The organism is Protofrankia sp. CiT1 (assembly GCF_917627335.1).
In the GTDB taxonomy this organism is placed as follows: Bacteria; Actinomycetota; Actinomycetes; order Frankiales; family Frankiaceae; genus Protofrankia.
On record NZ_CAKJTP010000069.1, the window covers coordinates 1 to 13553 of the forward strand.

A 13553-nucleotide genomic window follows, 5' to 3' on the forward strand; every position below is an offset into this window, starting at 1 on the left:
GGCGGGCCCGGGGCTGGCCGAGACCGTCCCGGCCGAGACCGTCCCGGCCGAGGCTGTCCTGGTCATGGCCATGACCATGGCCGTCGCGCGGCGGGCCAGTCCCGGGCCGGCGGTGCTGAGCACGGGAGCCGCGAGCAGCGTGAGCAGCACGCCACCGACGGCGAATCCCGCTGGGCCGCTGCGGTGCGGGGTGACGACGAACCAGCTGGCGACGGCGAAGACGACCAGCGGCGGACGGGACCCGGATGCATCGGGCGCGGGTGCGATGACGAGCAGCGGAGCGACGAGCAGCAGCAGGTAGTGGCTCCAGATGATCGGTGACGCCACGAGCGCGGCGGCAAGCGTGCCCGCGTACAGCGTCCGTTCGTCCGCCGTGTGTCGCATGCGCAGCCAGCATGCGATGAGCAGGCCGAGCGCCGCCACCCGGGCGATCCAGCTGGCCATGGTGAAGCCGAGACCGCTGTTGACCAGCAGGCCGGTGAGGCTGAGCCCCATCGGGGCCTCCGTGCGGCTGAGCACTGTGAGCATACCCAGGTAGGCGCGGGTGCCGACCGGGCTGATGAGCTCGGCCAGGGCGAACAGCACCGTGACGGCAACCGCGGCGACCGCGCTCGCTGTGGCCCGTCGGGTCAGCACCAGCCACAGCCAGACCGGTGCCAGGAACAGCTTGGCGTAGATGACGGCAGCCGCGATCATCCCCGCGCTGACCGGCCGGTCGCGGCAGCGCCACAGCGCGGCGAGACCGAGGAAGAGCACGGCGTTGAGCGTCCCCATCTGTAGGCCGGTGATGGTGCAGGACGCCATCACCACCAGCGCGTAGGTCCGGGCCTCCCGCGCGCCGGCGAGGTGGGCCGCGGCGATCAGCGCCGCGACCGAGAGCGCGATGAACGCGAGCGCCCCGTAGCGGCCGAGCCACGACAGCGGGACGAAGCCGAATGCGACCAGGTAGGGATAGACGTAGGCGAAGCCCGAGGAGATCTCGGCGGAACCCGGCGGCGGATAGGGGTCGCGGCCATGCCCGACGGCGCCGCCGGCACGCAGGAACACCTCGATGTCATAGTGCGGGAGCGGCACGATGTAGACCAGCCACACCGCGGCCACGACGGCCGCGAGCGCGGCAGCCCCCCCAGGCTTACTCACGCCAGCGCCGATCGTCGTCCGCTGAAAACGTTCAGCGCCCGCAGCCTGCCAGTACCCGCGACATGTGAACACCACGCCCGCCTCGCCCGTTGACGTCCTCGACATCGTTGCGCATGCCGCGGTGAGGGGGCACACGCCGCCGGTTCCGGGACCGCGTCAACGCGCGGTGGGGCGTCCAGAGCTCGGCTCGCCCGACCGCCGCCCGGCGGTGGCGCCGGCATGCCGGCCACGTCGTCCCATCCACTTGCCTATTACCCTGGGGGGGTATACGGTCCGCCCTGTGATACCCCGAGGGGGTAGCGGATGGTGAGGGTGCGGTGAAGAACAGATGGGCGTGGCCCACGGCTACATCGGCAACAAGGACGACTACCGTAAGCGGTTACGGCGCATCGAAGGCCAGATCCGCGGCTTGCAACGGATGGTTGAGCAGGAGGAGTACTGCATCGACATCCTGACCCAGGTCTCGGCGGCGACCAGGGCGCTGCGGGCGGTGGCGCTGGGCCTGCTGGATGAGCACCTGGCGCACTGCGTCGTGGGGGCCGCGGCGGCCGGCGGCGACGAGGCCGACCGCAAGGTACAAGAGGCCTCGGAGGCGATCGCTCGCCTGCTCCGGTCCTAAGTGGTCGGCGCCGGAAGTGCATCCAGGGCCTGCCGGCGTCAGGCGGCGCCTCGCTTCATCGCTCCCCGCACATCGCTTCGCGATGCACGGGTACCCCGGCTCGTCGGCCCCGGTAGAACACCGCTACCGGGGCCTCCTCCGCCTCGCGACGCATCCACCTGGCATCCGACAGCCCCCGAAGGACTTCCAGCGCCGACCACTGAGGCGTGTTCCGGAAGTCAGCTGTCCGGCTCCCGGAGCGAACCACGGCTTCCGAAACACGCCGTACGAGCAACCGGCAACAAAGGAGATGCACGATGAGCGCGACAGCGGACGCTGCGCATCCCGTCGACCTCGGGGAGATCGACCTGTCGATCGGGGGGATGACCTGCGCGTCCTGCGCCGCCCGTATCGAGAAGCGGCTCAACAAGATCGACGGTGTGACCGCCGCGGTCAACTACGCCACCGAGCGGGCCCGGGTCGTCTATCCCGGTCGGCTCACCACGGCGGCTCTGATCGCCGAGGTGGAGAAGGCTGGCTACCGCGCGTCCGTACCCCAGCCGGAAACGCGGCGTCCGGCGCGGCCGGGGAACACGGCGGCGCGTGCCGCTGGCGAGACCGGCGCGGCAGCCGAGATGGATCAGACCGGCCCGCTGCGGGCCCGGCTGGTCAGCTGCACCGCGCTGAGCCTGCCGGTGCTGCTGCTCGCGATGGTGCCCGCGCTGCAGTTCGACAACTGGCAGTGGCTGTCGCTGGCGTTGGCCGCGCCGGTCGTGCTGGGGGGAGGGCTCCCGTTCCACCACGCGGCGTGGCGGAACCTGCGGCACGGCGCGGTGACCATGGACACGCTGATCTCGACCGGCACGCTCGCGGCGTTCGGCTGGTCGCTGTACGCCCTGTTCCTCGGTCATGCCGGCGACCGCGGCATGACGATGCGGTTCACCCTCCTCGCCACTCGGGACAGCGCCGCGAACAGCATCTACCTCGAGGCCGCCGCGGTGGTGACGACGTTCATCCTTGCCGGGCGGTACTTCGAGGCACGGGCCAAACGCCGGGCCGGCGCGGCGTTGCGGTCCCTGCTGGAGCTGGGGGCGAAGGACGTCGCGGTCCTGCGCGACGGGCGGGAGCAGCGGGTCCCGGTCGAGCGTCTCGCTGTCGGCGACCGTTTCGTCGTCCGGCCCGGCGAGAAGATCGCCACCGACGGAGTGGTCGAGGAAGGCGCCTCCGCGGTCGACGCGAGCATGCTCACCGGCGAATCAGTACCGGTCGACGTCACGGTGGGCGACGCGGTCACCGGTGCCACGCTGAACGCCAGCGGCCGGCTGCTGGTCCGCGCGACCCGGGTCGGCGCGGACACCCGGCTCGCGCAGATGGCGAAGCTCGTCGTCGATGCGCAAAGCGGCAAGGCCGCGGTTCAACGGCTCGCTGACCGGGTCTGCGCCGTCTTCGTTCCCTTTGTGATCATTCTTGCGGTCGCGACCCTCACGGTCTGGCTCGCGCTCGGCGCCGGGGTGGCAACCGCGTTCACGGCCGCTGTCGCGGTCCTGATCGTCGCCTGCCCGTGTGCGCTCGGCCTCGCCACCCCCACCGCCCTGCTGGTCGGCAGCGGCCGGGGCGCGCAGCTCGGCATCCTGATCAAGGGGCCGGAGGTGCTGGAATCGACCCGGCGGATTGACACCGTCGTGCTCGACAAGACAGGGACGGTGACGACTGGGCGGATGAACCTTGTCGATCTTGTTCTTGCGCCCGGCACTGACCCCGACGAGGTGCTGCGGCTGGTCGGCGCGGTCGAGGACGCCTCCGGCCATCCGATCGGCCAGGCGATCGCCCGCGCCGCGCGGGAACGCCTCGGTGACCTGCCGGCGATGGCGGACGTGGCGGATTTCACCGCCCTCGGGGGCCTCGGTGTGCGCGCGGTCGTGGCCGGGCACACGGTCGTCGCCGGTCGCCGGGGCCTGTTGGCCGAGGAGTCGCTACGTGTCCCGGACGAGCTCCAGCTGGCGGCACGGGCCGCTGAGGAGGCCGGTCGGACACCGGTCTTCGCCGGCTGGGATGGCGCCGCCCGCGCGGTGCTCGTCGTTGCCGACACCGTCAAACCCACCTCGGCCGACGCGGTCCGCGGGCTGCGTGCCCTCGGCCTGACCCCGGTGCTGCTCACCGGCGACAACACCCGCGCCGCCCGCGCCGTCGCCGGCCAGGTCGGCATCGACGAAGTGATCGCCGAGGTGCTTCCCACGGACAAGGCCGACGTCGTGTCCCGGTTGCGGGCACAGGGCCGGGTCGTCGCGATGGTCGGGGACGGTGCCAATGACGCCGCCGCGCTCGCCTGCGCCGATCTCGGTCTGGCCATGGGAACGGGAACGGACGCCGCGATCGAGGCCGGCGACCTCACTCTCGTCCGCGGGGATCTACGCGCCGCGGTCGACGCCATCCGCCTGGCACGGCGCACCCTCGCCATCATCAAGGGCAACCTGTTCTGGGCGTTCGCCTACAACATCGCCGCGCTGCCGCTCGCCGCCGCGGGTCTGCTCAACCCGCTGATCGCCGGTGCGGCGATGGCGCTGAGCTCCCTGTTCGTGGTCTCGAACAGCCTGCGGCTGCGTCGCTTCCAGCCCGTCGGTGGTCCCGCGACCGGCGAGCCGGGCGTCACGGCAGCCCGGATGGCAGACCAGCGGAGGCCCACCGTCGATGCCACGGCCGCCGGCGGCCGGTAACCGACTGCCCGGCTACCGACTGCCCGGCTATCGAGTGCCCGGCTACCGACTGCCTGGCTACCGGCGGCACGGTCCCGCGCCGCCGGTAGCCGGCGGGGCTACAGCTTCGCGAGCAATGTCTTCATCGTCGTGATCTCTTCTGACTGGCTGGCCTGGATCCCGCGCGCGAGCTCCTTGGCCGGTTCATAGCGGCCGTTCTGCTCCTCGGCCCTGGCCATGCTGATCGCGCCCTCGTGATGAATGATCATCATCGTGAGGAACATGCGGTCGAACCCAGGACCGCTGGCGCCTGTCATCGCCGCCATGTCGTCGGCTGACATCATGCCCGGCATCATCGACATCATGGGCATGGCGGCACTCGACGCCGGAGCCATGCCCATGCCGTGGCTCCCGCTCCGCGGGGTGGCCGTGGGCTCGCCCCAGCTCCGCAGCCAGCCCGTCATCGTCGTGATCTCGGGATCCTGGGCGCTTCGGATCGTCCGTGCCAATGACCGGACCTCCTCACTGGCGGCCCGGGCCGACGCCAGGTCGGCCATGTCAACAGCCTGCTGGTGATGCGGGACCATACCCTGGGCGAACGTGACGTCGGCGGCGTTGTGATCACTGTTTGCCGACGTGCTGGATGACGCGGCGGCGGAATGCGTGGTGGAGCTGGCTGGGGAACTGCCGGTGCCGCACGCGGCCAGCACCATGGCGCTGAGCAGCGCGGCCAGAAGCGGCAGAAAACGCTTCATCGCAATGAGGTCCTTACGTGATCGTCAGTAGGCGGATGTCCGGACAGCGGACATGACCCGTCGCGAGACACGGCAGCGCGGACGCGGTCATGCCGCGAGCCGGTCTACAGACGAAGCACGCAGAGAGCGGCAGGATCGGGCGGTTGAGGTCTCCAGGCACGGGGTAACCCACGCCATCCCGTACCCCGACCGGCGGCTGCCGGCTGTCCGGCGGCCGCGGCGGCCAACAGCCACCCGGCGAAAGCGGCGAACTGGAGCAGTAGATCGATCGTGGTGGACGCCCGGAGAAAGGCACCGCACAGCGGGCCCGGATGGGTGTTGTGCCCCGCTGGCCCGTCTGGCGCGCCCCGGTCCGGGCAGTCGGGTGACCCCGCGGCCCGCGTCCGGGCGGTCTGCGCGACAGCGGCGGTCTGCGCGACAGCGTCCGCCATCGATGGGTGGGACATGAGCGGGTGGGCCGCGGACAGGTGAGCCATGGAGCTGGGCGGCAGCCCTCCCAGCCCACCGTGCATCACCAGCAGGCCCAGGAGGAGCAACGGCAGCACCGCGATCACACGCCACGGCCTGGCCCGTACCGCTCCCGATCCCGTCCGCACGCTTGTGAGTGTGCCTCACCGCGGGCTACGCCGTGGGAGAAGGCCCGATCTGATCCATTCGATGCTGCCCGGGGAAGGGCCGGAGGTGCCTTCGGGGAAGGCGGTATGTTCAGCGGCTGACTCCGCGCACCGGCGCGTGGGGTTGTGCGGGAGGGGCGGACGTGTCAACGAACCCGCGGGCGGCCTCGCTGGACGGGCGAGGGGCTGCCCTCTGGTGGGCCGCGCGGATCCCTGCCTGGGTGCTTCCAGCGTTGATCTGTGCCTGGTTCGCCGCGGCGCTGGCCGCGACGGCCGGTGACGCTCCTGCCTGCTCGGTCGCTCACCCGGGTGACTGCGGCCCGGATCTGGGCTCGGCGCTGCTCGGGGTGTGTCTGCTGGGCGTCCCGGTGCTGCTGTGGTGGTCGCCGGCGGCCGGGTGCACGGCCGGGATCGTGTTCTGTGTCGCGGACGTGCTCGTCGACACCAGGGGTCCTGCCAGCGTCGTACTTGTCGGGTATGGGATGGCATGCGCCGCGGTCGCGGCCTGGCTGGTTCGGGTGCGCGTGGGCCAGCGGGCCATCACTGATCATTTGGCCGGTGTGCGCGTGCTGCTCGGGTGGGTCCGGCCCGGCGGCCTCCGGCGCTCTCGGTTACTGGCCGTGGCCGCATTCACCGTCATGGCAGCTGGACTGTATGCCTGGTACGCCCACCTGGGCGCTGTCGAGGACCGTCACCTCGCCGCGGCCGAGGTGCAGAGCGTCCAGATCGTCGCGGTGGGCAAAGGCAAGATCACAGTCGTTCTCGCGTCGGGGGCGCGCCGCACCCTGGCGGTGGCCGACACGGCTGGCTATCCGACAGGCTCGTCCGTGCCGGTCCGGACCGATCCAGGTGATCCCGGCTGGGTCCGCCTCCTGGCCGAACCGGACGACCCGACCGGGTGGGCCGCCGGCGGGTTCGCCGCGGCGGCGATCGCGGCCGCGTTGATGTCGCGGGAGTGGGTGGGATGGCGTGCCCGTCGCGGTCTTGTGACCGGTCGGCACCGGGGCATCCACGTAAGGATCATGACAGACGAGCGTGGCGCGGTGCTCGTCTACGCCGCGGACGACGTGCGCGGAGAACGGCCGCTCGCGGTCGTCCCCGTCCGTTGGGCGGCCGGCGCGGCCAGCGCGGCTGGGCCAGGGCAGGTTGGCGCTGGCCGCTCCGATGAGCCCGGCCAGGCTGGTGATCTTCATGGGCGCGGTGAATCCGGCGGGTTTTCCGATGAACGGGCGTTCGGGCGGGCCTGGCGGGGTGAGGTCGACGACGCCGTCACAGCCTCTCCCGCCATGCTTGTCGGCGGGCTGCACGATGACGCCTGGCCAGCCTTTGTCATCGGGGACTATGCCGTCGGGGACTCCGCCGGTGGTGCTGATGTGCTGCTGCCCGTTGCCCCGCTGCGGACGTTCCGCTCACCGCCGAGCAGTTGGTGGCGGTTGCTGCGGGGCGGCCGTGGCCTCCGGGCAGCCCAACGCGGGCCGGGCGGGGACGACAACCCGGCCGGTGGTACCGGTGGCACGGCCACCGGATACGGCTTGCCCGGCCGCCCCGTACCGGCGGGCGACGCCGACGCGGCCGTGCCCGCTTTGCCCACCGTGCTGCGAGGACCGGGCAGGTACCGGGCGGCCGGCGCGACGGCGCTGGGTGGTGGGCTGTTCGGTGCTCCGATCGCCGTGCTGCTGGGGCTGGACGTCGTACCCGCGGTATGGCTCGGGGGCGTTCTGCTGGCCAACGGGCTGTTTGCCACCGGCCGGTCCGTCATCCTCGATGAGCGCAGGCTGACGGTCCGCGGCCCGATGTTCGTCCACAGCGTGGCCTGGGGGCGCCTGCACGGCGCTCGGCTTGTCGGTGACCGCCTTGTCCTGGCCTGGGAGCCGGCAACGGTGGTGGCGGTCGGGCCGTTCGCGCCGGTGGGGGAGTCCCCCGGCCGGCGGGAACAGACGGAGCGGACCGGCGCCGCGATGATGACGTTGCGTGCGCGGGCTGTCGCGGGAGCCGCGGCCACGGGTACGGGTACGAGCACGGGCGCGCGGCTTGGCCGGCAGGTGACGCGCGCACCGGGATTCGGGTTTGTGGTGGTCGCCGCGTACGTCCTGCTCGTGACCGCATCCTGGTGGTGGCACGCCCACGGCGGCTGACCCGTTTCACCTCCGGGCGCGGGGGCCGGCCCGCCGGTCAGCGAATGTCGAGAAGGTCAGCGGCGAGCAGGCACAGGTCATCCTCCCGGCCGCTGGGTCCGGCCACCTCGTCCAGCAGCCGGTCGCACGCTGCGTCCAGGCCCATGGTATTGGCGCCGGCGGCGACGGCCGACAGGAAGTCGAGCCGGTCGGATATGGAGGTGTCCCGGCGCTCGACCAGCCCGTCGCTGTAGAGCAGCAGACGTGCGCCTGGCGGCAGGGCCATGGTGTCCTGCCGGTAGACGAGGTTGTCCACGGCACCGAGGATCGGGCCGTGGACTTCCTCCAGGAAGGCCGGGCTGGCGCCGTCGAGCACCAGCGGTGGGGGATGTCCCGCGCATGACCAGGTCAGCATCTGGTTGGTGACGTTGAGGCAGACGACCACCGCGGTGGCGTAGACCTCCGAGCCGGAAGCCGTGAGGCTGGCCGACAGCTGGCCAGTGATCGCGGCGGGGGACTGCCCCAGCATCGCGTAGGCGCGCGCCGCGTGCTTGAGCTCGGCCATGACCGTGGCCGCGCGTAGCCCGTGGCCACCGACGTCGCCGACGATCAGCATGAGCGAGTCGTCCGGGAGCGCCAGCGCATCATACCAGTCGCCGCCGACGTCGACGTCACGGCCCGCCGGCAGGTATCGGGCGGTCAGGTCCACTCCGGCCACGGTCGGCAGGTGCCGTGGCAGGATCGCCTGTTGAAGTGCTTCGGTGACCGAAAGCTGTCGATCATACAGCCGCGCCCGTTCGATCGCGTGGGCGCAATGCCCGGCCAGGGTCGTCAGGAAGGCCCGCTCATCGGTATCGAAGATCTGTTCGGATGCCCACCCGAGCAGGATGACCCCGATCGGCCGTCCCGATATGATCATCGGGAGGTGGGCCACGCGGCCCAGCCCGGCCATCTCGAGGAGGGCCCCGACATGGGGATAGTCGGCCAGGTACTCCGCTCGGGAAGCGTCGAACCGGGCATGCGCCGTGCGCAGGACGTCCGAGGTGGCGGTGGCCGCCCGGCCGGAGATCCGTTCCAGGACGCGGTTGACCTGTTTGGACTGTGTGGTCGGGCCGACCATGCACAGCCGCCCCTCCTCACCGACCAGTATGATCGCGGCGACGTCGGCGCCGAGGTCGTCACGGGCGGAGCGAGCCACGGCATCGGTGACGTCCGGAACGGTCAGGGCTTGGCCGAGCGCGGCGGTGACGTCGAAAAGCTTGCGGGCCCGGTCCAGCGCCGACGACAGTGATCGGATCAGCTCCGCACGCTGTGCCTCCGCGCGCTGACGGTCGTCAACGTTGCGGAAGTACACGGTCATCCCGTCCGGCGCGGGAAACAGGCGGATTTCGAAATAGCCGGCGAGCGGCCCGTAGTATCCCTCGAACTCCACGGGGACCTGCGTCCGCTGGGCTTGTAGGTACAGTTTTTCGAACGCCGAGCCGATTATCTCCGGATACACGTCCCACATCGGTTTCCCGAGCAGCTCGGACGGGTCATGGCCGAGGAGCCGGCCCGCGACCGCGTTGACGAACACGAACCGGCCCTCGTTGTCGTACACCGCCACACCGTCGCTGACGTGCTGCATGGCGCGCCCGGCCTGTTCGCGCTCGTGGCGCAGCTCGGTGGTGTCGGCGCAGACTCCGGCCAGGCGGACGATCTGGCCCGTGGCGTTGGTGATTGTCCGGCCGCGCCCCTGGAGCCAGGCGTGTGAGCCGTCCGGGCGCATCACCCGGTACTCCTCCAGGATGGAGCCACCGCTCGCCAGCGCCATGGCGATCCGAGCCTGGATGTTCGGCGCGTCGCCGGGGTGAACGAGGGCCAGGAACGCCTCCATCGTCCCATCGAAGGCGTCCAGGTCGATGCCGTGCAGCTCGGCGGTACGCCGGTCCCAGCGCAGCGTTTCGCCAGCGACATCCCAGTCCCAGACACCCACGCACGCGGCGTCCAGCGCGAGCAGTAGATGATCGAAAGTGTTGGCATCGGGCGCGAGCGGCGTTGGTCCGTCAACGTGCCAGGACGCTGGTGCCACGGTCTCGGCGGGCGGCCGCGCGTCGCAGTGGGCTGACTGGCCGCGGTTACCCGTCCTGCCCATGGGGCCTCGGCGATCGCTCGGCAGATCATGGCTTGTCCGCCCAGGACCGGGCGGCGGTGTCGACACGGCTCGACAGTCAACCACGAGACCTCAGGTGCGTTCAGCAAAGGGAACGGAACAGGCCAGTATCTTGGCGCAATGTTACCGCGAGGCACCACCGCCAGGGTGGTTCTGCTCACGGTCGCGGGTGTGTTCCGCAGCCCGATCACTGGTGCCAGCGGGGTGGCGGTCTGCACCCTTGCCGCTGGTGCCCCTGGTCGGAGAGCACGCGATCATGGTTGTCGCGTGCTCGGAGACCTCAGGGGAGGTGCTGCTCGGGGAGCTCAGCGGGAACCTCGGGGAGCTCAGCGGGAATAGGGAGCCGGCCCCCCGGCGACGCCGGTATCGAGCAGCTTCGTCACCTCGTCCGGCGCGAAGCCCCAGCTGGCGAGCACATCGCCGGTCTGCTCGCCGGGCAGTGGCGGTACCGCGCCGAGTTCCGCTGGGGTGCGGCTGAAGCGTGGTGCCGGCGCGGGCTGCACCACGCCGTCGCGTTCGACGAAGGTTCCCCGCGCCTGGAGGTGCGGGTGGCGCGGCGCCTCGGTGAGCGACAGTACCGGCGCGGCGCAGGAGTCCGTGGCCAGCAGGAGGCTGGCCCACTCGTCGCGGGTCCGGGTACGGAACACGGCCGCGAAACGTTCCTTGAGCGCGGGCCAGTGGGCCTGGTCGTCCCGTGCCGGCAGGTCGGCCGCGGACAGCCCCAGGCGGTGGATCAGTTCGTCGTAGAACGGCCCTTCCAGCGCACCGACCGCGATGTAGCCGCCGTCGGCGGTTTCGTAGACCTCGTAGTAGGGGGCGCCGGTGTCGGCGAAGTTCGTGCCGGGCTCGTCGCGCCAGCGCCCCTGGGCGAGCAGCCCGTGGAACAGGGTCGTGAGCAGGGCGGTGCCGTCCACCATGGCCGCGTCCACCACCTGGCCTCGCCCGTGGGCACGCGCGTCCAGCAGAGCGCAGACCACACCGAACGCGAGCAGCATCCCGCCGCCGCCGAAGTCGCCGACGAGACTGAGCGGTGGTACCGGCCGCTCTCCGTGCCGCCGAAAGTTGTTCAGGGCACCGGCGAGGGCGATGTACGTGATGTCATGGCCGGCGGTATGCGCGAGCGGGCCCTGCTGCCCCCAGCCGGTCATCCGGGCGTAGACCAGCCGAGGGTTGCGGGCAAGGCAGACGTCTGGACCCAGCCCAAGGCGTTCCATGACCCCGGGCCGGAATCCTTCGATCAGCGCGTCCGCGCTCTGCGCAAGTCTGAGCAGCGTCTCGGTACCGGCGGGGCTCTTCAGGTCGAGAGCCACCGACCGCCGGCCGCGGTTCATGGCGTATCCGCGGGGGTCGGCCCCCTGCCGGCTCTTCTCGTAGTCGCCGCCCGTGGTGGCGCGCGTGAGCCGATCCACCCGGACGACATCCGCGCCCATGTCGGCGAGCAGCATCGCCCCGAACGGCGCTGGGCCCAGGCCAGCCATCTCCAACACCCGCACGCCCGTGAGCGGCCCGGTCATGAGCGTCTCCCCTCGTCCTGGTGGCTCGGTTGTACAGCTGACTAATCTGAATAAATGATAGAGATATACGGTGCCGCCGGCCCCCCGGCGGCAGCGGCGGCGTAGCCACAGGAGGCGGGATGATCAGCGAACCGGGAGACACCGCAGGAGACACTGACAAACCGGTTGTCGTGAGCTGGCCCCGGCCGTCGGTTGCCCAGATCACGCTGTCCCGCCCTGACCGGCTCAACGCTCTCACCTTCGGCATGGTCGGGCAGCTTTCCGACACGCTCGCCCGGCTCGGTGCGGATGAGCGGGCCCGCGTGGTCGTGCTCACCGGGGCCGGCCGCGCCTTCTGCGCCGGCCTGGACCTCGCCGGGCACGTCCGGGGCGCGATGGGGCGCTCCCGCGGACCGGCCGAGCGGCTGCGCGGGCAGGAGGCCTTCGCCGCGATGGTGCGGACCATCCGTGCGATCCCGCAGCCTGTCGTCGCCGCGGTCAACGGCGCGGCGGCCGGTGCCGGGATGGCGCTGGCGCTGGCCGCCGATGTGCGGCTGGCCGCTGTCTCGGCGCGTTTCCACGTTGCCGCCGTCAAGATCGGATTGTCCGCGGGGGAGTGCGGCATCAGTTATCACCTGCCCCGCCATGTCGGCTCGTCCCGCGCTTTTGAGATCATGCTTACCGGCCGGCCGGTGGATGCCGCTGAGGCGGAGCGCATTGGTCTGGTCTCCCGGATGGTCGACGACGCGGATCTGCTCGACAGCGCGCTGGAGACCGCCGAGGCCGTCTGCGCCAACAGCCCCTTCGCGGTGGCGATGACCAAAAAGATCATGTGGGCGAACCTCGACGCGGGGTTCACCCCGGCGATCGAGCTGGAGAACCGGACCCAGATCCTCGCCGCCATGACGGCGGATTCGGGCGAGGCAATGCGCGCGTTCGTCGAGAAGCGCCAACCCGTTTTCACCGGAGAGTAATACCGTGGAATATGATCAGAACCCTTACGAACAACTCCTCTATGCCGTCGAGGAGAATGTCGCTACGATTACGATCAACCGGCCCGAGCGGCGCAATACCGTTACGTACCAGGTCCTCGACGAACTGATCGACGCCGTTACCCGGGCGGGGGCGGATGATGACGTGCGCGCGGTCGTGGTCACCGGCGGCAGTGGGCCTTTCTTCTCAGCCGGTACCGACCTGTCCAGCGGTGACGGGTACGACGCCGCGGCGGCGGACTTCAAACCGTTGCGCGGCGGGACCAGGGATGTCGGTGGGGAGCTGGCGCTGCTGATCTACGATCTACCCAAACCGGTGATCGCCGCGGTGAACGGGACCGCGGTCGGGATCGGCATCACCATGATTCTTCCGATGGACGTGCGCATCGCCGCGGACAACGCCCGCTTCGGGCTGCCCTTCACCCGGCGGGGGATAATCCCCGAGTCGTGCGCGAGCTTCTTCCTGCCGCGGATTGTCGGGATCTCCAGAGCGGTCGAATGGGCCGTGACCGGCCGGATCTTTCAGGCCGCGGAAGCGCTGGCGGCGGGCCTTGTACACGAGCTGCTCCCCGCCGCCGACGTGTTGCCCCGGGCGCGGGAGATCGCCATCGAGATCGCCCACAACACCTCGGCGGTGTCGGTCGCCCTCACCCGCCAGCTGATGTGGAAGCTTCTTGATGCCGATCATCCCATTGAGGCGAACCGGCTGGAGTCACAGGCGCTGCTCGCGCTCGGCCGGATGGCCGACGTCCCCGAGGGCGTGGCCGCGTTCCGGGAGAAACGGGCGCCTGCCTTCACCCTGCGCCCCAGCCGTGACCTACCCGGCTTCTACCCGTGGTGGGCCACCCCCTCCTTCGAGGAGTGACCAGCGGAGGGAGGCGCCCTGTGTGGGGCGTCGACCGACGAGCCGGGGTACCCGCGCATCGCGCAGCGATGGACGGGGAGCGATGACGCCAGGCGCGTGCCCCAACCCCGCGACGCCGCGTCCCCTATTGTCGGGCG

10 protein-coding genes are annotated in these 13553 nt (G+C 71.0%); 5 read left to right on the plus strand and 5 right to left on the minus strand.

The annotated features are described in order from the left end of the window. Positions 1 to 1140: glycosyltransferase 87 family protein (locus MJ785_RS12855; protein ID WP_239381089.1), on the minus strand; the 1140-nt coding region annotated here is incomplete at its 3' end. Between the two features lie 328 nt (positions 1141 to 1468). On the opposite strand from MJ785_RS12855, the gene MJ785_RS12860 reads away from it, so the two are divergent. Together MJ785_RS12860 and MJ785_RS12865 are read left to right on the plus strand one after the other, a co-directional pair. After that, positions 1469 to 1759, plus strand: coding sequence for a metal-sensitive transcriptional regulator (locus MJ785_RS12860; RefSeq protein WP_239310028.1), 291 nt, complete (start codon positions 1469 to 1471; stop codon positions 1757 to 1759). Positions 1760 to 2055: 296 nt separating this feature from the next. Beyond that, entirely contained in the window at positions 2056 to 4452 is a 2397-nt protein-coding gene (locus tag MJ785_RS12865) for a cation-translocating P-type ATPase (protein WP_239310029.1), read from the plus strand. A gap of 98 nt (positions 4453 to 4550) precedes the next feature. On the opposite strand, the gene MJ785_RS12870 is transcribed toward MJ785_RS12865, so the two are convergent. After that, the gene (locus MJ785_RS12870) at positions 4551 to 5186 is read right to left on the minus strand and encodes a DUF305 domain-containing protein (protein WP_239381091.1); all 636 of its coding nucleotides are present in this window, start codon (positions 5184 to 5186) and stop codon (positions 4551 to 4553) included. Between the two features lie 104 nt (positions 5187 to 5290). Next, complete coding sequence (locus MJ785_RS12875; RefSeq protein WP_239310031.1) at positions 5291 to 5740, minus strand: hypothetical protein; 450 nt, start codon at positions 5738 to 5740, stop codon at positions 5291 to 5293. A 203-nt stretch (positions 5741 to 5943) separates the two neighbouring features. On the opposite strand from MJ785_RS12875, the gene MJ785_RS12880 reads away from it, so the two are divergent. Further along, positions 5944 to 7935, plus strand: a complete 1992-nt coding sequence (locus MJ785_RS12880; RefSeq protein ID WP_239381093.1) for a hypothetical protein — start codon at positions 5944 to 5946, stop codon at positions 7933 to 7935. 37 nt (positions 7936 to 7972) lie between these two features. Here the strand turns inward: MJ785_RS12880 and MJ785_RS12885 are convergent, their stop codons facing one another. Continuing rightward, positions 7973 to 10048 carry a SpoIIE family protein phosphatase gene (locus MJ785_RS12885; RefSeq protein ID WP_239310033.1) on the minus strand — a complete coding sequence of 692 codons (2076 nt, stop codon included), beginning with the start codon at positions 10046 to 10048 and terminating at the stop codon, positions 7973 to 7975. 344 nt (positions 10049 to 10392) lie between these two features. Then, positions 10393 to 11580, minus strand: a complete 1188-nt coding sequence (locus MJ785_RS12890) for a CaiB/BaiF CoA-transferase family protein (protein ID WP_239310034.1) — start codon at positions 11578 to 11580, stop codon at positions 10393 to 10395. A 119-nt stretch (positions 11581 to 11699) separates the two neighbouring features. On the opposite strand from MJ785_RS12890, the gene MJ785_RS12895 reads away from it, so the two are divergent. Both MJ785_RS12895 and MJ785_RS12900 read left to right on the plus strand, forming a co-directional pair. Continuing rightward, positions 11700 to 12533, plus strand: a complete 834-nt coding sequence (locus MJ785_RS12895; RefSeq protein WP_239310035.1) for an enoyl-CoA hydratase/isomerase family protein — start codon at positions 11700 to 11702, stop codon at positions 12531 to 12533. Between the two features lie 4 nt (positions 12534 to 12537). Next, complete coding sequence (locus MJ785_RS12900) at positions 12538 to 13416, plus strand: enoyl-CoA hydratase-related protein (protein WP_239310036.1); 879 nt, start codon at positions 12538 to 12540, stop codon at positions 13414 to 13416. The last annotated feature ends 137 nt before the right edge of the window (positions 13417 to 13553 follow it).

Excerpts from the sequence above, each read along its gene's own strand:
- MJ785_RS12890 (WP_239310034.1), bottom strand. The coding sequence starts at position 11,580 with ATGACCGGGCCGCTCACGGGCGTGCGGGTGTTGGAGATGGCTGGCCTG.
- MJ785_RS12870 (WP_239381091.1), bottom strand. The coding sequence starts at position 5,186 with ATGAAGCGTTTTCTGCCGCTTCTGGCCGCGCTGCTCAGCGCCATGGTG.
- MJ785_RS12885 (WP_239310033.1), bottom strand. The coding sequence starts at position 10,048 with ATGGGCAGGACGGGTAACCGCGGCCAGTCAGCCCACTGCGACGCGCGG.
- MJ785_RS12860 (WP_239310028.1), top strand. The coding sequence starts at position 1,469 with ATGGGCGTGGCCCACGGCTACATCGGCAACAAGGACGACTACCGTAAG.
- MJ785_RS12865 (WP_239310029.1), top strand. The coding sequence starts at position 2,056 with ATGAGCGCGACAGCGGACGCTGCGCATCCCGTCGACCTCGGGGAGATC.
- MJ785_RS12895 (WP_239310035.1), top strand. The coding sequence starts at position 11,700 with ATGATCAGCGAACCGGGAGACACCGCAGGAGACACTGACAAACCGGTT.